Consider the following 18,248-nt stretch of genomic DNA (forward strand, 5'->3'; position numbering starts at 1 on the left):
TCACGACCGTGCTTTCAGCCATGGTGTGAACGTCCGCCCGGCCAGGACCAGAGACAGGTCCGCGATCACGGCGAGTACGACGGTCCCGGCCAATCCCGTCCAGATCTCCACCGGGTTGGCGACCTGGAAACCGTGGATGAGCAGCTGGCCAAGGCCGCCGCTCCCGACGAGGGCGCCCAGGCTGACCAGCGAGATCGTGGAGGCGGCCGCGGCCCGCAGCCCGGCGATCAGGGTCGGCACCGCCAGCGGCAGCTCGACGGCAAACAGCCGAGTCGCCGGCCGGTATCCCACCGCGGCGGCGGCATCGACGATGTCCCGCGGGACGGCGCGCAGTCCCTCGACCAGGTTGGCGACCAGGATGACCAGTGCGTACAGGGCCAGGGCGATCACGACCGGGGCGGCGCCGAGACCGACCACGGTGACCAGGACCGCGAACAGCGCAAGCCCAGGGATCGTGTACAGGGCGCCGATCACGACTCGGAGCCAGGGATAGACACTCGGCCACCGATAGGCGGCGACCCCCAACGGGAGGGCCACCACGACACTCAGCGCCAGCGCGGCGACGGTGATCTGGACATGCACCCGCATCTGCTCGAGCACGATGTCGAGGTTGTCGGCCAGCCACGACCAGTTCATCCCGCGACCGCCGTCTCGAGCAGGTGCGTGCTGAGGACCGGCCATGGCACCACACCCAAGAACGCGCCGCGACGGTCGAGGCGAACGGCGGCGCGGGCCGGGGAGGTGAGGGCCGAGTCGAGCAGGTCTCGCAACGACCCCGACGGTCCGACGCCCTGCACCGGCACGGGCAGGTGCGCGCCGGCGGTCACTGCCCGCCAGACCTTGGGCTGTCCGTCGGGGGTGAGCTCGAGCTGCCAACCCATCAGGCCCTCCGCTGGAACCGAAGCTGCAGGGACCTGGCCCGCCGAGCGCAGGGACAGCAGTTGCTGCCCGCGGCTGCTGCCGAGGAACGTGGCGACGAAGGCGTCGGACGGATTGGCCAGCAGGGTCTGCGGTGTCCCGGCCTGGACGAGTTGGCCGCCGGGTCGAAAGATCGCGATCTGGTCGCCCAGGAGCACTGCCTCGTCGACGTCGTGCGTGACGAGGATGACGGTCTTGCGAAGCTCGCGCTGCAACTGGCGAAACCCTTGCTGCAGGCCTCCGCGCCGTACCGGGTCGACCGCGCCGAAGGGCTCGTCCATGAGCAGCACGGGAGGATCGGCCGCCAAGGCCCTGGCCACGCCGACCCGTTGCTGCTGCCCGCCGGACAGTTGGCGCGGGTAGCGGTCGGCGACCTCGGCGCCCAGTCCGACGAGGTCCAGAAGCTCGCGGGCCCGGTCCCGCTGCCGTTTCTTCTCCCAGCCCAGGAGGCCGGGGACCGTCACGACGTTTTCGAGCACAGTGCGGTGCGGGAAGAGTCCTGCCTGCTGGATGACATAGCCGATGCCGCGGCGTAGCTCGTGCACCGGCAGGCCGGCCACGTTTCGGCCGTCCAGCGTGATCGTTCCGGCACTCGGTTCGACCAGCCGGTTGACCATCCGGAGCGTCGTGGTCTTGCCGCAGCCGGACGGCCCCAGCAACACGGTGATCTGCCCGTGCGGAACGCGCAGACTCAGCGCATCGACAGCGACGGTGCCATCGGCGAACCGCTTGGACACCTTGTCGAAGGTGATCATCGCAACCTCCCGCTCGCCCGGTACGGCGCTCGGCTGCCGGTGGGAACGGTGGCCTGGCTGATCGCCCAGGCGGCGTTGATCAGGCCGATGTGGCTGAACGCCTGGGGGAAGTTGCCGAGGAGCTCCCCGGTCCGGGCGTCGACCTCCTCGGCGAGCAGCCCGACGTCGTTCAGGTAGGCGACAGCTCGACGGAACACGGTCAGCGCCCGCTCGACCTGCCCGGACAGCGCCAGGGCCCGCGCCAGCCAGAACGTGCACAGCAAGAACGTGCCTTCGTCGCCGGCGAGGCCGTCCGTCGCCCGGTACCGGTACACCAAGCCGCGTGAATCGGTGAGGTCGCGCTCGACCGCGTCGATGGTGGCCAGCATGCGGGGGTCGTCGGCGGGCAGGAACCCGACGATCGCGAGCATCAGCGCCGACGCGTCCAGATCGGTGGAGTCGAGCGCGCCGGCGAAGGCGCCCAGCTCGTCGCTCCATCCGTCGCGCAGGACGAGCCGACGGATCGCCGCTCGGCTTCGGGCCCAGTCCTCGACGCGGTGTCCCGCCTCGAGCAGGTCCGCCAGCGCGATGGCCCGGTCCAGCGCGACCCAGCACATCACCTTGGAGTACAGGAAGTGCTGCCTCGGACCGCGCATCTCCCAGATCTCGTGGTCGCGCTCCGGCCACCGACGGGCGGCCGTGTCGGCGCACGCGACCAGAAACCCGGCGATGCCGGGGGTCAGCACGAGGCGGTCTCGCAGCCGGTGGGCGGCGGCGAGCAGTTCGCCGTAGATGTCGAGCTGACTCTGGTTCCAGGCCCCGTTGCCGACCCGTACCGGCCGGCTGCCGCACCATCCGTGCAGATGGGCCAGTTCCCGCTCGACCAGCTCGCGTTCACCGCCGACCCCGAACATCACCTGAAGATCGAGGAACTCACCGGCCGAGTGGGCCGCTGCTCCGGAGATGAACGTGAAGAAGTCGAGCGCCTCGTCGGGGCAGGCCGCCACCCAGAGCGCATCCAGCGTCAGGCTGGCGTCGCGCACCCAGCAGTAGCGGTAGTCCCAGTTGCGACGGCCGCCGATCTCCTCGGGCAGCGACGTCGTCGGGGCCGCGACGATCGCACCACTTGGCTGGTACGACAGCCCTTGGAGAACGCGGCCGCTGTGGTGAACCAGGTCGGCCCACGGGCCGTCGTACGTCTGGTGTAGCTCGGACCACGACCGCCACGCGGCGACCGTCCGACGCATGCCGTCGGCCAGCTCGGCCTGCGACCAGACGCGCGCCTCGGGATCATGCGCGAAGCGGTGTTGTACGCCGAACAGCATCGACTCGCCGGCGAACAGTCGCGTCCGGCCGCGCGCCACATCGGCGACTACCTCGAGAGGCAGCGGACAGGACAGGAACACCTCCTCGTCGCCGCGGCGAGCCGACACGCCGCCTGCAACCATCCTCAGCGTTGCCGGAGCCAGGGCGTAGCCAGGTCGAAGCCGGTACTCGAGCTCGATGTCCACCGACCCGGCCGTGCAGCTCACCCGGCGCACGAGCAGGTGCGGTACGTCGGTGCCGAGCCGATGACCGCCGTTGTCCTGGCCCAGGCACAGCGGGTCGGTCAACGTCACCGTCCCGGCCGCGGTGACGAACGTCGTCTCCAGGACCAGACTGGTGGCCAGATAGCGCCGGGACACGCTGAAGGCCGCGGTGGGTTTGATCGACCAGTGCCCAGCGTCCGCATCTAGCAGGCGTCCGAACACCGACGGGCTGTCGTACCGCGGCAGGCACAGCCACTCGACCGAGCCGGCGCTGTCCACGACAGCGGCGGTGTGTCGGTCGGACAGCATCGCATGGTGCGCGATCGGCGTACTCGACATGGCACAAGACGATGCCGCGCTGCGGCTGCGGCTCGCGCCCAGGGGACACCCCGGTCCTTCCCCGGTAGGAAGAGGTCAGGATGCTTCCTCGGCCAGGGTGCGGACGATGCCGGCCGGTTGCGCGTCGAGACGTAGCGCGGTGGTGACCAGGGCGGCGTGACTGAATGCCTGCGGGGTGTTCCCGAGATGGTGACCGGCGACGGGGTCGTACTCCTCGCTCAGCAGGCCGACGTCGTTGCGCAGGCCGAGGAGCCGCTCGAAGAGCGCGATCGCGTCGTCGCCGCGGTCCAGCTCGTAGAGTGCATCCGCCAACCAGAACGAGGTGGCCACGAACGCGCCTTCGGACCCGTGCAGGCCGTCCAGGTTCGGCTCACTCTCGCTGGTGGTGTAGCGAAGTACCAGTCCGTTGTGGGTGAGGTCGCGCTGGATCGTCTCGACGGTCGCCACGACGCGAGGATCGGACCAGGGCAGGAAGCCGTAGCGGGAGATCAGGAGTACTGAGGCGTCCAGGCGCGCGGAGCCGTAGGACTGTGCGAACGCCCGCAGTTGCGAGGAGAAGCCGCGGTCGAGGATCTCCGTGCGCAGGTGCGCCCTGAGCCTGCGGTGCCGGTCGAGCTCGTACGCCAAGGCCGTCGCATCACCCGACTCGGCGAAGGCGATGGCCCGATCGAGCCCTACCCTCGCCAGCAGCTTCGAGTGCAGGAAGTGCCGGCGTGGTCCGCGGATCTCCCACAGGCCGTGGTCAGGTTGGTGCCAGGTGCTGAGCAGACGATCCAGCATCCTCGCTACCAGCCGACGCTCCTCCGGCAGGACCGGTACGTCGGCATCGTGCGTTGCCAGCAGTACGTCGAGAACCTCACCCCACACGTCGTTCTGTTGCTGGACTGCGGCGGCGTTGCCGATTCGGACCGGTGCCGAACGGCGTGGCCGGGGAGCCAGTCCAGCGTCTGCTCGGGCAGGGAGGTCGTTGCGGCGGCCAGGATCCCGCCGGTCGGGGCGTACGTGAGCGCCTTCAGGAAGACCAGGGACTGGGTCACCTCGCCGGCCCACCGCCCCGTGTAGGTGCTGCGGCCGGACCAGTCCGTCCAGAACGCGTCTGTGGACGCCAGTTGCCCCGTCGGATCCGGGAGTGGCGCGTCCCCGCCGGTCGTGTGCGTGAGAGTGAACGACACCCGTGGCCTCAGGGTGGTGGCCATCGCCACCTCTCCCATGAGGCCCTCGACCAGCCGGATCACCTGGGACGCCGGTGAGGTGGGGTCCATGAAGTCCGTGACTCGGACCGCGCCGGCCTCGGTGATCCAGTCGGTCTCCAGGATCGACGTTCCGGATCGGTAGGACCGGCGGGCGCAGTGTCGGCCTGTCACGGGCGCCAACGCCCAGTGGCCGTGCTCGGCTGTGCCCAGCAGCGCGGCATGGATGGCCGGCGAGTCGAAGCGAGGCAGTGCCAGCCAGTCGATGGATCCGTCGACGCCGATCAGGGCGGCGGTGCGCAGGTCGCCGATCAATGCATAGTCCTCGATGTGAGCTGTCATCGTCGGTGCCTCTCGCTCGGCCGGCCTTCGGTGGACGTGCCGTGGTTCTCCACGGTCGTCCCGGACGGCGTCCGGCCGCGCCCGTGACACTCCCGGGTGGAACGACGGGCGATGTCCGGGTGTCGCCACCCCTGGTTTGTTGAACTAGGCTGACCGGATGGTCGAGCGGAAGGGCCGCCGCCGTACGTTCAGCGCCTTCGGCGACCTTCGCCGAATGCCGAGCGAGTACGAGATCGTCACCCAGGGACAGAAACTCGACGCTCCGGCAGAACCGAGCCTCCACCCGGTCGGCCTGCATTCGGCTGCGCAACCCGTCACGCCGTACTCCGCAGACCTGCTGACTGACCGAGAGCGGCCGGGATCAACTCCGTGCGATCGGATCCACCTTCTGATCCGGTCCGGCCGGATGCGGACCCGCTAGCTCGACGACCCGGGTGTCCCACGGGCGTTCCCATCCCGCGAGGGCGAGGAGCCGGTCGACGATCTCGGCGGTCAGTCCCCAGATCAGCCTGTCCCTGACCTGGAACGCCGGCAGGACGATCCCGCTCGGCCTGTGCAGCATCAGCCGGCCGGCCGGATCAGCCAGTTCGTCGACGCCGATCCGCTCGACCGCGTCGACCTCGCCTGGATCGATCGGTGTCACCGCGCGCGGCCGGAGCCACCAGGCAAGCACGGGAACGACCCGGAACCGGGTGGGTGGGATGAAGAGCTCGGGCAGCGTGGCGACGACTTCGACGTCGGCGGGCTGCACGCCGACCTCCTCCGCCGCTTCCCGGAGCGCAGCCGCGACCGGCCCTGCATCCAGGGCGTCGATGACCCCGCCAGGAAAGGCGGTTTGACCCGCATGCAGCCGCAGGCGCTCGCTTCGGCGGATGAACAGCAGGTCCGGTCCATCCGGTCCTTCGGCGAACAACACGAGTACGGCGGACCGCCTTCCGCCACTCGCCGGCGGCATCAGCGCCGGTGACGGACGCATCGTCGCGGCTGCGTCGGCCAGGTCGCGCAGCCACGACGGGACAGGCCTGGCTTCCACGGTTACGCGGACTGCCCTTGCCGCTCGCCAACGCGGGTCATGACTTCACCTTTGCATCGCGTCGGCAGGCCGTCGAGTCGCCGTCGGCCGGCAGTTCCCGCGGGATTGCCAGTACGCAAGGGACCTGACAGCACCGCGATACTGTGGTTCGATCCCGACAGGCCGCTCGGAAGGCGCCGCTGAATGGTTACGGGCTCAGGCGGTTCCCGCCGACACAGAGGCCCCGCGACGTTGCGGGGCCGGACCAGTGAGTTGCGCGTCCTCGCAGAGCTGGTCGAGGCCGTCCGGGCCGGCGACAGCCGGGTGCTCGTAGTCCGTGGTGAGCCGGGCGTCGGCAAGACCGCCCTGCTCGAGTCCCTGGCCACGCAAGCGCCGGGCTGCCAGGTGGCGCGCGCGGCCGGCGTGCAATCCGAGATGGAGCTGGCCTTCGCCGGCCTGCATCAGCTGTGCGCGCCCATGCTCAGCCGACTGGTTCGGCTGCCCACGCCGCAGCGAGTCGCGTTGCAGACCGCGTTCGGGATCAGCACGGGCCCACCTCCGGACCGGTTCCTGGTGGGCCTGGCCGTCCTGAGCTTGCTGTCGGAAGCGGCCGGGGACCAACCGCTGGTGTGTCTGGTCGATGACCACCAGTGGCTGGACAGCGCCTCGGCGCAGGCGTTGGAGTTCGTGGCCCGCCGGCTCGCGGCCGATCCGGTCGGCCTGGTGTTCGCGACGCGTGACTCCGGCGACGAACTGGCGGCGTTCCCCAGCCTGGCCGTCGAGGGGCTGCCGGTTAGTGACGCGCGGGCCTTGCTGGACTCGGTCCTGGCCGGGCCGCTCGACGCGCGGGTCCGGGACGGCATCCTCGCCGAGACCCGGGGGAACCCGCTGGCTTTGCTCGAACTGCCCCGGGGACTGACTCCCGCGGAGCTGGCGGGCGGCTTCGGCCTGCTGGGCGCACGGCGGCTGTCGGGCCGGATCGAGGAGAGCTTCCGCCGCCAGATCGAGGCGCTGCCGGAGCAGACCCAGCGCCTGCTGCGCTTGGCGGCGACCGATTCGTCCGGCGACCCTCTGCTCCTGTGGCGTGCCGCCGAGCAACTCGGGATTCCGATCCATGCGGGGGTGCCGGCGGTCGAGGCGGAGTTGATCGACTTCGGCGCCCAGGTTCGGTTCTGGCATCCGCTGGTGCGATCAGCGGCGTACCGATCCGCCTCGAGCCAGGAGCGGCAAGAGGCGCACCGCACGCTGGCCGCGGTGACGGATCCGCAGGTCGATCCGGACCGTCGCGCCTGGCACCTGGCGCAGGCGGCGACCAGCCCGGACGCGGCGGTGGCCGACGAACTGGAGCGCTCGGCGGACCGGGCACAGGCCCGCGGCGGCCTGGCCGCTGCGGCCGCGTTCCTGGAGCGCGCGGCGATGCTCACGCCCGACGCGGTCCGCCGCACAGAGCGGTTGCTTGCCGCCGCGCGGGCCAAGTCGGACGCCGGGGCCCTGGATGCTGCCCTGGGGTTGCTGCTCGCGGTCGAGGCCGGCACGATCGACGGGCGTCACGCAGCCGAGGTGGAACTGCTGCGCGGTCAGATCGCCTTGGACCAGCGGCGTGGCGGCGACGCCCATCGGCTGCTCCTGAGCGCGGCCAGGCGCATCCAGACGGTGAGCGTCGACCGGGCCCGCGCGGCGTACCTGGACGCTCTGGTGGCAGCGATCTGGGCCAGTGACCTCAGCAGCCCGAAGGTGCGGGAAGCGGCGGAGGCTGCCCGCAGCGCGCCACCTGGGCCTGCGCCGCCGCGAGTGCTGGACGTCTTGCTCGACGCCGTCGCGCTGCGTGTGACCGACGGCTACGCGGCCAGCGCTCCGGCTCTGACGCAGGCGCTGGACATGGCCCTGACGCTCGACGCCGGCCGTGGCGAGTTCGAGCGCTGGCTCCGGCTGGCCGGTGGCCGGATCAGCCAGATCATCGCGATGGAGGTCTGGGACCACGAGTCCTGGCACGCCTTGGCTGCGGCCCAGGTCCAGTTCTCCCGGAGCACCGGCGCGCTCATGCACTTGGCGTTTGCCCTCAACTACCTGGCCCGGTCCCACATCGTCGCCGGCAATCTGCTCACGGCCGAGCGTCTGATCGGAGAGGATCGCCTGCTCGCCGAGGCGACCGGGAACCCGCCGATCGCCGACACCGCGATGATGCTCGCGGCGTGGCGGGGTCAGGAGCAGGAGGCATCCGCCCTGATCGAGGCGACCGCGCGCGAGGCGACGGCGAAGGGTGCGGATCGGCTGGTCAGCCTCGCGGGCTACGCGAGTGCGGTGCTGCACAACGGCTACGGGCGGAGCGCCGAGGCGTATGCAGCCGCCCGCGAGGCGTTCGACCGCGAGCCGATGGGCTACGGATGTCACATCGTGCCCGAACTTGCCGAGGCTGCGGCCAGGACCGGCAACCCGCAGGTGCTCGAAGCCGCTCTGGCGTGGCTGTCCGAACGCACCCGCGTCACGCCGACCGACTGGGTGCACGGCGTCGAAGCCCGGGTCCGCGCGTTCCTGAGCGACGGCGACGCGGCAGAACAGTGCCACCGCGAGTCGATCGAGCTCTTGAGCCGGACGCGCGTCAGGACCCAGTTGGCCCGCGCGCATCTGCTGTACGGCGAGTGGTTGCGCCGGGAGAACCGGCGAGGCGATGCGCGCGAGCAGCTGCGAACCGCACACGAGATGCTGCAGTCGATGGGCGCCGACGCCTTCGCGGAGCGAGCCCGGGTCGAGTTGCTCGCGACCGGTCAGACCGTTCGCAAACGAGTCGACGAGACGAATCTTGCACTGACCGCCCAGGAGTTCCAGGTGGCGCGGCTGGCCAGCGACGGCCTGTCCAACCCGGAGATCGGCGCTCGGCTGTTCATCAGCTCGCGGACGGTCCAGTACCACCTGCGCAAGGTGTTCACCAAGCTCGACATCAGCTCCCGGACCCAGCTCCACCGAGCCCTTCCGAGCGATCCCGACCCGGTCCTGCCGCGCTAGCCGGCAGACCGGCCGGTCGACACTGGCCAGTCAGACTGTGCAGCTGGCGGACTCGATCGAGGCCCCCGCTTCCTGACGATGGCAGCGACGGAGCCACTCAGGCTCTCTGCGTCGAGGTGGGGAGTGAGCTCAGGTGCTGACCATTCCTTCGGGTGGACATTCCGGACACCGGCCACGCGGCCGGCACCGGGAGTGCGAGACGCTGGACAGGCTGGTCGCCGACGTGTGGACGGGCGCGGGCCAGATGCTCGTGGTGCGCGGCGAGCAGGGAGTGGGGAAGAGCACGCTTCTCGCCTACCTCGCGGAGCGGGCGTCCGGCTGCCTGGTCCTGCGGGCAGCAGGGCTCGAGTCGGAGCGGGAGCTCGAATTCGCCGGGTTGCACCAACTGTGTGCGCCGATCCTCGGCGGCCTGGCAGAGCTCCCCGACCCGCAGCGGGACGCGCTCGTCACGGTGTTCGGTTTGTGCGCCGGTGAGGTTCCCGATCGTCTGGTGGTCGGCATGGCCGTGATCGGCCTGCTGTCCGCTGCGGCCGCGGAACGCCCGCTGGTCTGCGTTCTGGACGATGCGCAGTGGCTCGATGCCGCGTCGGCGCAGGTCCTGGGCTTCGTGGGTCGTCGGCTGGTGGGGGAGTCGGTCGTGCTCGCCATCGCCGTAGGCGAGTGCAGCGAGGGGCCGGGCGACGACAGGCCACACCTGGCAGGAATTCCCGAGCTCGTCGTCGGCGGGCTGGCCGCCAGAGACGTGCACCACCTGCTGGACTCGACCGCCGTCGGTCCGCTGGACGAGCGCGTGCGGGAACGGATCGTCGACGAAGCTCGTGGGAACCCGCTCGCCTTGCAGCAGGCGATCGATGGGCAGGAACCTGACCACTTGGCCGGCGGTTACGGGCTGCCGCGGATCACCCTGCCTGATCGGATGGTGGACAGCTTCCGGCGACAGTACTTACTGCTGCCTGCCGCGACGCGGCAGCTGTTGCTGCTGGCCGCGGCCGATCCGACCGGAGATGCGGTCCTGCTGTGGCGGACGGCCGGCGAGCTCGGGATCACCGCCGCGGCGGTGTCGTTGACCGTGACGACGAGGCTCGTCGCCTTCGACGGGTACGTACGGTTCTGCCATCCGCTCGCCCGGTCGGTCGTCTACGAGGCGGCATCGTCGCAGGAACGCCAGGCCGCTCACCGAGCTCTCGCGGCTGCCACCGATCCGGGCACCGACGCTGACCGCCGCGCGTGGCATCGCGCGTACGCCGTCTCTGACCTTGACGAGGAGGCTGCCGCCGATCTGGAACGGACCGCCGACCATGCGATGGAGCGAGGAGGCTTGCCGGCCGTGGCCGCCTTCCGAGCGCGTGCCGCCGAGCTGACCGCCGATCGCGCCGGCCGTGCACGACGTGCGCTGGCGGCGGCGGAGGCGAAGTACCAGGCCGGCGCGCTGCGAGCGGCGCGCCGCCTGCTCGCCGTGGCGCGGGCAGGACCACTCGACGACCTGGCCAGGACTCAGATGCTGTTCCTGGACGCACAACTGACGGCCCACAGCGAGCCCGGACCGGACACGTCCGCAGAGCTTCTCGAAGCCGCCCAGCTCCTGGAGTCCGTTGAGCCCGATCAGGCGCGCGAAGCGTACTGCGAGGCATTCGACAACGCTCTGACCTTCGGCGGAACCGGGGGCGGTGTACTGGAAATCGCGGAGGCTGTGCAGGCAGCGCCGCAACCGACAGACGGACCTGGTCTGCTGCTGGAAGGTCTCGCCGTACTCACGAGCAAAGGACTCGTGGAGGGCGCGCCCGTGGTCAAGCGAGCACTCCGCGTCGTTCAGGATCAGGAGGCCGGTGCCGATGAAGGGATCCGTTGGTTGCTGCTCGCCTGCCGCGCGGCCCAGGAGGTCTGGGACGACAGGAGCTGGCATGCGCTGACAACGCGGCTGATTCAGCTCGCGCGCTCGGTGGGTGCACTGACAGTGCTGCGGCCGGCGCTCTTGTCGGGCTCGATGATCCAGCTGCTTGCCGCAGGATGTGACGCGGCCATGTCGATGACGCTGCAGGCCGAGGCGGTCGGGATCGCAACCGGTTGCCCGCTGGGACCGTACGGCCGGTTGCCGCTTGCTGCCTGGCGGGGCCACGACCTCGAGACCTCCAGGCTGATCGCCGAGACGACGATCGGGGTGCCGGCGGGCGGCGACGGGCATTGGCGCACAGCGCCGTACTGGGCCGAGGCAGTCCTCAACAACGGACTGGGACGGTACGACGACGCCCTGTCCGCAGCCACCCGTGGATGCGAGCGACAAGAGGAGCTAGGCCTCGCCACGTGGTCCTTGGTCGAACTCGTCGAGGCGGCTGCCCGGACCGGCGAAATGCAGCAGGCTACCGATGCTCTCAAGCGACTGCAGGCAAGGACCGAGGCCTGCTCCACCGACTGGGCACTCGGGATCGAAGCACGGTCACGCGCCCTGGTGAGCGAGGGGCAAGCAGCAGAAACTCTGTACCTGAAGGCGATCGACAGTCTGGGCCGCACTCTGGTCAGAGCGGACCTGGGCCGCGCCCATCTCCTGTACGGCGAATGGCTTCGGCGGCAGAGTCGACGCATCGACGCCCGGGTCCACCTACGAGCGGCCCAGGAGCTGTTCGTCGAGCTCGGGATCGACGGCTTCGCCGGACGGGCACGCCGTGAGTTGGAGGCGACGGGCCTCACGGTGCGCAAGCGGGCGTCTGTGGCGGACGACCTGCTGACCGCGCAGGAGGCGCAGATCGCCGGGATGGCGCGGGCAGGACGGACGAACGCGGAGATCAGCGTCGAGCTGTTCATCAGTCCACGCACTGTGGAGTGGCACATGCACAAGGTGTTCACCAAGCTCGGCATCACCTCTCGCAAACAACTGGGCGAGGCGTTGGCGCCGGCCGTCGTACGCGCGGCACACCTGGCGCCGGCCCGACCAGGGGCCGGACCGGGGGGTGACCCGGGCGCGACCGATGCCTCCCGGCGCTGAGACTTCTGGCTACCGACAACCGGCCACTGGAGGGCCTTCATGAACAGCACACAAGTGAGTAGCCAGAGCGAGACGACAGCGACTCCGTCCACCGGCGTCCAGTTCAGGCTCGAGGTCGTCGTCATCCCGGTCGCCGACTACGAACGCGCCAAGGCCTTCTACGTCGGCCTGGGCTGGCGCGTCGACGTCGATCTGGATCTCGACAACGGCTACCGGATGATGCACCTGACCCCGCCCGGATCCCACGTCTCGATCGTTTTCGGTACGGCGGTCACCGCTGCCCAGCCCGGGTCGCACGACGGGCTGCTGCTGGCGGTGGACGACATCGACGCCGCCCGCGACGAGTTCGTCTCGCGTGGTGTCGACGTCAGCGAGGTGTTCCACGACGCCGGCGGCAGCCTCGGCGGCGGCTTCCAGATCGGCAACTCGGGACGTGCGCCGGGGCACGACCCGGAGGGCCGCTCGTACGCGTCGTACGCCTCCTTCCACGACACCGAGGGCAACCGCTGGCTGCTGCAGGAGATCACCGAGCGGCTCCCGGGCCGAGTCTGACGACGGCAAGCTCTGAAAGGACACCACCGTGAATTCGTCTCCCGAAGAACCTCCTGACAACGACGACGCGGGCATTCGCCCCGGCGTCTCCCGCCGCGGCCTCGTCACCGGCGCCGCGGCAGCGACCGGCCTCTCGTTGATCGGTGGCTGGGGTTCGGCCGCCGCGGCTCCCGGGAAGGTGGCAGACGACTTCGGCTCGGTCGGCACGGCGCCACGACTCCCGGACGGTTTCACCAAGACGTTCAAGAGCCGGTTCGTGCTGGCGAACGGGATCCGCCAGCACGTTGTCATCGGCGGCAGCGGGCCGCCCTTGCTGCTCCTCCACGGCTGGCCGGAGAACTGGTACGCCTGGCGGTTCATGATGCCCACCCTGGCCCGGAAGTTCACCGTCATCGCACCCGACCAGCGCGGCATCGGGCTGACCGAGCGGACCCGGACCGGCTACGACGCGGCGACCCTCGCCAACGACGTGTCCGCGCTGATGACCAAGCTCGGCTACCCGCGGTACGCCGTGGTCGGCCACGACACCGGCTACATCGTCGGCTACGCGCTGGCCGCCGACCACCGCGACCAGGTGAGCCGCGTGGCCCTCGCCGAGATCCCCGGCCCGCCCGGCGTTCCGGACGACCCGAGCCTGTTCCTTCCCGACCCGGTCAACGACAAGGTCTGGCACATCCCGTTCAACCGCGTCAACGACGAACTGATCATCGACATGGTCCGCAGCAACGCGGACGGCTTCTACCGCTACGAGTACACGATTCAGAGCGGCGGGGTGCCGCTGCCCGAGTACGCGATCAAGTACTACATCAGTCTCTACAACCGCGACCGCGACGCGTTGCGGGCGACCTTCGGGCTCTACCGCGCCTGGTACGCCACCGTCGAGCAGAACAGGAACCGGAAGGCGACCCCATTGACCATCCCGGTCCTCGGCATCGGCGGAGAGAACAGCTGGGGCCCGCTCGCCGGCCAAGGAATGTTGCCCGCGGCGACCAACGTGCAGACCCTGGTCATCCCCGGCGTAGGCCACTGGCTGGCCGAACAAGCCCCCACCCAGATGCTGACCGCCCTCAACACCTTCCTCTCCACCTGACCGGCAACCCCCACTCCTCGGCCCAGCCTCCCTCCCGGGCTGCGCCGAGGCCGCCGAACCGCCCGCACGTGTTTGTCAGGAGGGGGTGATGACTACTTTGCCGAGGGCTTGACCTTTGCCGACGGTGGTGAGTGCGGTGGGGACGTCGTCGAGGGGGTAGGTGTGGTGGATGTGGATCTTGACGTCTCCGGTCGTGCAGAGGTCCGCGAGGGGCGTGAAGTGGGTCGGGCCTTCCTTGACTGGCAGGACGCCGATGGAGCGTCCGCTGAGGCGGCCGACCAGCCAGCCGGCTGTGAGTATGCGGAGGAGCGTCGGGACCGAGCCACCCACGCAGCGGTACTTTCCGCCGGGTGCCAATGCACGTCGGTAGGCGAACACCGACCGGTGGGCGACCAGGTCCAGGATCAGGTCGTAGGGAGGGGAGGTTTTGGTGAAGTCGTCGCGGCGGTAGTCGATCACCTCGTCCGCGCCGACCGACTGCATGAAGTCGAGTTTGGTGCTGTTGTCGACCGCGGTGACGTGAGCACCGAGCCGCTTGGCCAACTGGATCGCGAACGACCCCGATCCTCCGCCGGCGCCGTTGATCAGGAGACGGCGGCCCGCGGCGGCGGACTTCGTGCCCTGCAAGGCGATCGCGCCCGCCTGCGGGATGGTCGACGCCTCCGCGAAGCTGAGCTGAGCGGGCTTGGGGGCGAGTGCGGATTCGGGAGCGATCGCGTACTCGGCGAATCCACCTTTGAGCAGGAGGTTGTCGCCGTACACCTCGTCGCCCGGGCGGAATCGGGTCACTCCCTCACCGACCTCGTCGACCACGCCGGCGATGTCCGAGCCGAGCGTACGGCGCGCCGGCGTACGTAGGCCGCCGATCCGTGCGTAGGCGGGCGATCCGCGCAGGCACTCCCAATCGCTGAGGTTGATCGAGGTTGCGACGATCCTGACCCGCACTTGACCTGCGGCGGGGGAGGGCATCGGAACGTCCTCGACCCGGAGCACCTCGGGCCCGCCGTACCGCTCGTAGACGACCGCCTTCACGCCTGCCTCGCAACCCTTGCCGCAGCCGCCACCCCGTGCCGCGCGACTCCTCGACCGAGCCACCTCGCCAGCGCGGGACCCAACCCACCAACCCCACCCCAACCCCACCCCCGGCCAGGTTCGGATTCAACACCCACCTGCGAGTCGGCCCCCATGGTCATCCCCTCCCACCCTCGGTGACTGCGACGACGATACGCCCACGAACACCGTCAGGTCGTAGACGACGCCACCTGTTCGGCGAGGGTTGTTGTTACTTCGGTGGTGATTTGGATGGCTTGGGTTGCGAGGGGGGACTGGGTGACGCGGGACGGCCAGTGGAGGTGCATTTCGCGGGTGGGGGATGGGGTCAGCTGGTGGATGGTGAGGCGGTCGTCGGACCAGGCGTCGGATGCGTGCAGGGCCAGCCAGGGCAGTACTGCGGAGCCGATGCCTGCTCGCACCATCGACATGATGGTTTCGTGGCCGGGCGTTCGGAACACGATCCGTGGTCGTGCGCCCGTGGCGGCGAGCGTTCGTTCCAGCCAGGTTTGGTGGTAGGTGGACGGCCAGGCGACCATCGGGGCGTCGTCGAGCAGTTTCACCCGCACGGGACCAGCGGGGAAGCTGCCGGCCCTGGCGACCAGGAGGTACGGCTCGTCGAGCAGCTTCACCCGGTCGACGTCGCCGCCGACGGGTCCGTCGTGGAACAACAGATCGAGATCGCCGATCTGCGCGTCCTCCGGTTGTACGTCGTACAGCCTGATGTCGCAGCCGGGGTGCTCGTCGAGCAGCCGGCGGATGACGGCCGGGAGGATCAGGTTGGTGACGCTTTGGAAGGTGCCGATGTCGATGCGGCCGCTGCCGGCCTTGAAGCGGTCGACGGCGTCGGTCAGGGCTTCCGACTGCTTCAGCAGGCTGCGGCCGTGGGTCAGGACGACCTCGCCGAGTGGAGTGATCCGCACCGGCCTGGGACCACCGGGCCGGTCGAAGACGGCGCCACCGACGGCCCGCTCGAGCAGGGCGATCTGCTGGCTCACCGACGATTGGGTGTAGCCCAGCCGGGCCGCCGCTCGCCCGAACGTTCCCTCCTCGGCGATCGCGGCCATCGTCCTCAGGTGACGCAGTTCGAGGTCAGCCACAGCCAATAGCATAGCCGATGGCGATCGACTTGATCGATAACTATCGCTTTTCACGATGCACCGCAGAACCTAGCGTCATTGGCATGAGGACGCAGAATCTGGTCTGGGCGTTGGCCGCGACCCATTTCGTGGGTCGGGCCGGTGGAGTGGCGCGGCCGTTCCTGGTGCTCTACCTGACCCAAGAACGGCACCTCTCGCCGACGACGGCCGGCGCGGTAGTCGCGGCGATCGGTGTCGGCGACATCGGGTCGCAGCTACTGGGCGGCTGGCTGGGCGACCGCATCGGTCGCCGTCACACGATGCTGGTGGGGTTCCTGGGTGCAGCCGGCGCGCTGATCGCGCTCGGCTCTGCGGACACGACACCGGCGATCTGTGCGGCGGCCGCCGCTGTCGGGCTGACCTCAGAACTGTTCCGCCCGGCCGGATCGGCTGCCGTGGCCGACCTGCCGGCACGCGAGCGAGTCCGTGCCTTCGGCCGCCTCTTCTGGGCAGCCAACGTCGGCTTCACGGTCTCGACGGTGGCCGCTGGAGTCTTGGTCAGACACGGGTACGGCGTCCTGTTCTGGATCAACGCGGTGTCCGCAGTCCTCGCGGCGCTGATCGTATGGCGCCACGTCCCCGAGACCCACGCGCCGACGCCGCCGGCGACGAGACGCGCGCTGCTACCGGTCCTCATGCGCGATCCGGTGATGCTCGCCATGGCCGGCATCCACATCGTCTACTTCGCGACCTTCCTGCAGACGTTCTCGACGCTCCCGTTGATCATGGCCGGCGACGGTCACGGTCCGGAGCTGTACGGCGCGGCGCTCGCCCTGAACGGGATCCTGATCATCACCGTCCAACCGATCGCCGTACGGCTGCTCGAAGGTCGCGACAAAGCCGCCGTACTGGCGGTCTCGATGCTGCTGGGCGGCGTCGGCGCCGGACTCGACGCTGTCGTGCACAGTGGCACCGGCTACGCGATGTCGGTCCTTGTGTGGACGCTCGGCCAGATCGGCATTGCCGTCATGTTCGGCGCCACGTTCGCCGATCTCGCGCCGGCCGACCTCCGCGGCACCTATATGGGCGTCGCCTCCACCACGTGGAGCCTCGGCGCCGTACTGGGACCACTGCTCGGCACCGCGCTGCTCGAGAACGCCGGGCGAACCGTCCTGTGGGCAGCCTGCTCGGCGACCGGGCTCGCGCTGTTCGCCGCGCAGCATGCGATCGCCCCAGCACTACGCCGCCGGGCCTCCGTCCCAGCTGCGCATCGCAACCTCGCAACGAAGGGAACACACTGATGACAACCATGACCGACCACGAATGGCGATCCTTCGTCACCGCAGGAACAAGACTCGCCCACGTCGCCCTGACCCGACCCGACGGCCGCCCTCACGTCACCCCGGTCTGCTTCATCCTCGACGGCGACGAACTCGCCTTCGCCCTGTCCCCGGGGAGCGTCAAAGGCAAGAGCCTGGACCATGACCGGCGCATCGCGCTCTGCGTCAGCGACGAGCGGCAGCCCTACAGCTTCGTCACCATCGAAGGACAAGCGCAGCTCTCCGCCGAGCCAGACCAGGTCAAACACATCGGCGAAGGCATCGCCAAGCGCTACTACCCCTCCCAGCCTGCAGACGGCGTGGCTGCAGCATTCGTCCAGGAAGGCTTCACCGCTGTCCGGATCAGCATCACCAACGTCATCGCCCGAACTGGCCTCGGCTGACCCGCGAGGGCCCGGTGCGTGCTCCGCTAGGACAGATTGCGGCGGATCCAGTTCTCGATGCCGGCGACGTGCGCGAGCGAGAGCGCGGCGGCGACGCTGGGCTGGCGTTCGCCGATGGCGAGGGCGATCGCGCGGTGCTCGCGCTGCGTCTGCGCGAACGAGTCCTCCTGGGTGACGCCGCGCCAGATCCGGGCCTGCTGGGTCCGGCCGGCGACGCTGTCGACGAAGGAGCACAGCACCGGGTTGCCCGCCGCCGCGGCGATCCGGTGGTGGAACTCCAGGTCGTTCGCCACCACGTCGCCGACCGGGCTGTCCACGTCGACAGCCTCGGTCAGCGCGAGGAGCTGGGCCGCGTCGTCGTCGCTCATCAGAAGCGCCGCCTTCTCCGCCGCCATCGGTTCGAGGGCACGGCGCAGCTCGAACAGGTCGAGGATGCTGGAGTCCTGGTGGAAGTCGATGATGAAGCCGATCGTCTCCAGCAGCAGGTCGGGCGACAGGCTGGTCACGTAGGTGCCGTCGCCCCGGCGGACGTCGAGGATGCGCAGCATCGACAGCACGCTGACCGCCTCCCGCAGCGGGCTGCGGGAGATGCCGAGTTGCTCGGCGAGGTCCGCCTCGCGCGGCAGCCGGTCGCCGGGCTTCAGGCGGCCGTCGAGGATCATCGCCTTGATCTTCTCGATCGCGACGTCGGTCAGTGCCATACGACT

15 protein-coding genes are annotated in these 18,248 nt (G+C 69.8%); 6 read left to right on the forward strand and 9 right to left on the reverse strand.

Annotation, left to right across the window (positions count from 1 at the left end; all coding sequences use genetic code 11):
• From AB0H36_RS23070 to AB0H36_RS23095, 6 genes are all read right to left on the reverse strand, one after another.
• Complete coding sequence (locus AB0H36_RS23070; RefSeq protein WP_360526807.1) at window positions 1–636, reverse strand: ABC transporter permease; 636 nt, start codon at window positions 634–636, stop codon at window positions 1–3.
• On the reverse strand, window positions 633–1,673 hold the full coding sequence (locus AB0H36_RS23075; protein WP_360526810.1) for an ABC transporter ATP-binding protein: 1,041 nt from the start codon (window positions 1,671–1,673) through the stop codon (window positions 633–635). Before AB0H36_RS23075 ends, AB0H36_RS23070 begins: the two co-directional genes overlap by 4 nt.
• Window positions 1,670–3,520, reverse strand: a complete 1,851-nt coding sequence (locus tag AB0H36_RS23080; protein WP_360526813.1) for a glycoside hydrolase family 15 protein — start codon at window positions 3,518–3,520, stop codon at window positions 1,670–1,672. Before AB0H36_RS23080 ends, AB0H36_RS23075 begins: the two co-directional genes overlap by 4 nt.
• A 75-nt stretch (window positions 3,521–3,595) precedes the next feature.
• Entirely contained in the window at window positions 3,596–4,423 is an 828-nt protein-coding gene (locus AB0H36_RS23085) for a glycoside hydrolase family 15 protein (RefSeq protein WP_360527005.1), read from the reverse strand.
• Entirely contained in the window at window positions 4,306–5,052 is a 747-nt protein-coding gene (locus AB0H36_RS23090) for a trehalase-like domain-containing protein (protein WP_360526816.1), read from the reverse strand. Before AB0H36_RS23090 ends, AB0H36_RS23085 begins: the two co-directional genes overlap by 118 nt.
• Window positions 5,053–5,413: 361 nt before the next feature.
• Window positions 5,414–6,085, reverse strand: coding sequence for a CoA pyrophosphatase (locus AB0H36_RS23095; RefSeq protein ID WP_360526819.1), 672 nt, complete (start codon window positions 6,083–6,085; stop codon window positions 5,414–5,416).
• A gap of 183 nt (window positions 6,086–6,268) precedes the next feature.
• Here AB0H36_RS23095 and AB0H36_RS23100 point away from each other — a divergent pair, with 183 nt between their 5' ends.
• From AB0H36_RS23100 to AB0H36_RS23115, 4 genes are all read left to right on the forward strand, one after another.
• Complete coding sequence (locus tag AB0H36_RS23100; protein WP_360526822.1) at window positions 6,269–9,067, forward strand: AAA family ATPase; 2,799 nt, start codon at window positions 6,269–6,271, stop codon at window positions 9,065–9,067.
• Between the two features lie 133 nt (window positions 9,068–9,200).
• Window positions 9,201–12,047, forward strand: coding sequence for an AAA family ATPase (locus tag AB0H36_RS23105; RefSeq protein WP_360526825.1), 2,847 nt, complete (start codon window positions 9,201–9,203; stop codon window positions 12,045–12,047).
• Window positions 12,048–12,086: 39 nt separating this feature from the next.
• Window positions 12,087–12,599 carry a VOC family protein gene (locus AB0H36_RS23110; protein ID WP_360526829.1) on the forward strand — a complete coding sequence of 171 codons (513 nt, stop codon included), beginning with the start codon at window positions 12,087–12,089 and terminating at the stop codon, window positions 12,597–12,599.
• A 28-nt stretch (window positions 12,600–12,627) separates the two neighbouring features.
• A complete protein-coding gene (locus tag AB0H36_RS23115) occupies window positions 12,628–13,689 on the forward strand; it encodes an alpha/beta hydrolase (protein WP_360526832.1) in 1,062 nt (353 codons plus the stop codon).
• A gap of 75 nt (window positions 13,690–13,764) precedes the next feature.
• Here the strand turns inward: AB0H36_RS23115 and AB0H36_RS23120 are convergent, their stop codons facing one another.
• Window positions 13,765–14,721: an NAD(P)-dependent alcohol dehydrogenase gene (locus AB0H36_RS23120; RefSeq protein WP_360526835.1), complete on the reverse strand. Its 957-nt coding sequence runs from the start codon at window positions 14,719–14,721 to the stop codon at window positions 13,765–13,767.
• A gap of 209 nt (window positions 14,722–14,930) precedes the next feature.
• Window positions 14,931–15,839, reverse strand: coding sequence for a LysR family transcriptional regulator (locus AB0H36_RS23125; RefSeq protein ID WP_360526838.1), 909 nt, complete (start codon window positions 15,837–15,839; stop codon window positions 14,931–14,933).
• An 83-nt stretch (window positions 15,840–15,922) separates the two neighbouring features.
• Between AB0H36_RS23125 and AB0H36_RS23130 the strand changes: the two genes are divergently transcribed.
• Window positions 15,923–17,119 carry an MFS transporter gene (locus AB0H36_RS23130; RefSeq protein ID WP_360526841.1) on the forward strand — a complete coding sequence of 399 codons (1,197 nt, stop codon included), beginning with the start codon at window positions 15,923–15,925 and terminating at the stop codon, window positions 17,117–17,119.
• Window positions 17,119–17,541: a PPOX class F420-dependent oxidoreductase gene (locus AB0H36_RS23135; RefSeq protein ID WP_360526844.1), complete on the forward strand. Its 423-nt coding sequence runs from the start codon at window positions 17,119–17,121 to the stop codon at window positions 17,539–17,541. The genes AB0H36_RS23130 and AB0H36_RS23135 overlap by 1 nt, the downstream gene beginning before the upstream one ends.
• Before the next feature lie 26 nt (window positions 17,542–17,567).
• On the opposite strand, the gene AB0H36_RS23140 is transcribed toward AB0H36_RS23135, so the two are convergent.
• Entirely contained in the window at window positions 17,568–18,242 is a 675-nt protein-coding gene (locus tag AB0H36_RS23140; RefSeq protein WP_360526847.1) for a FadR/GntR family transcriptional regulator, read from the reverse strand.
• Window positions 18,243–18,248 lie beyond the last annotated feature (6 nt).

Origin of the sequence: Kribbella sp. NPDC050820 (assembly GCF_040653975.1) — a bacterium.
Taxonomy (GTDB): domain Bacteria; phylum Actinomycetota; class Actinomycetes; order Propionibacteriales; family Kribbellaceae; genus Kribbella.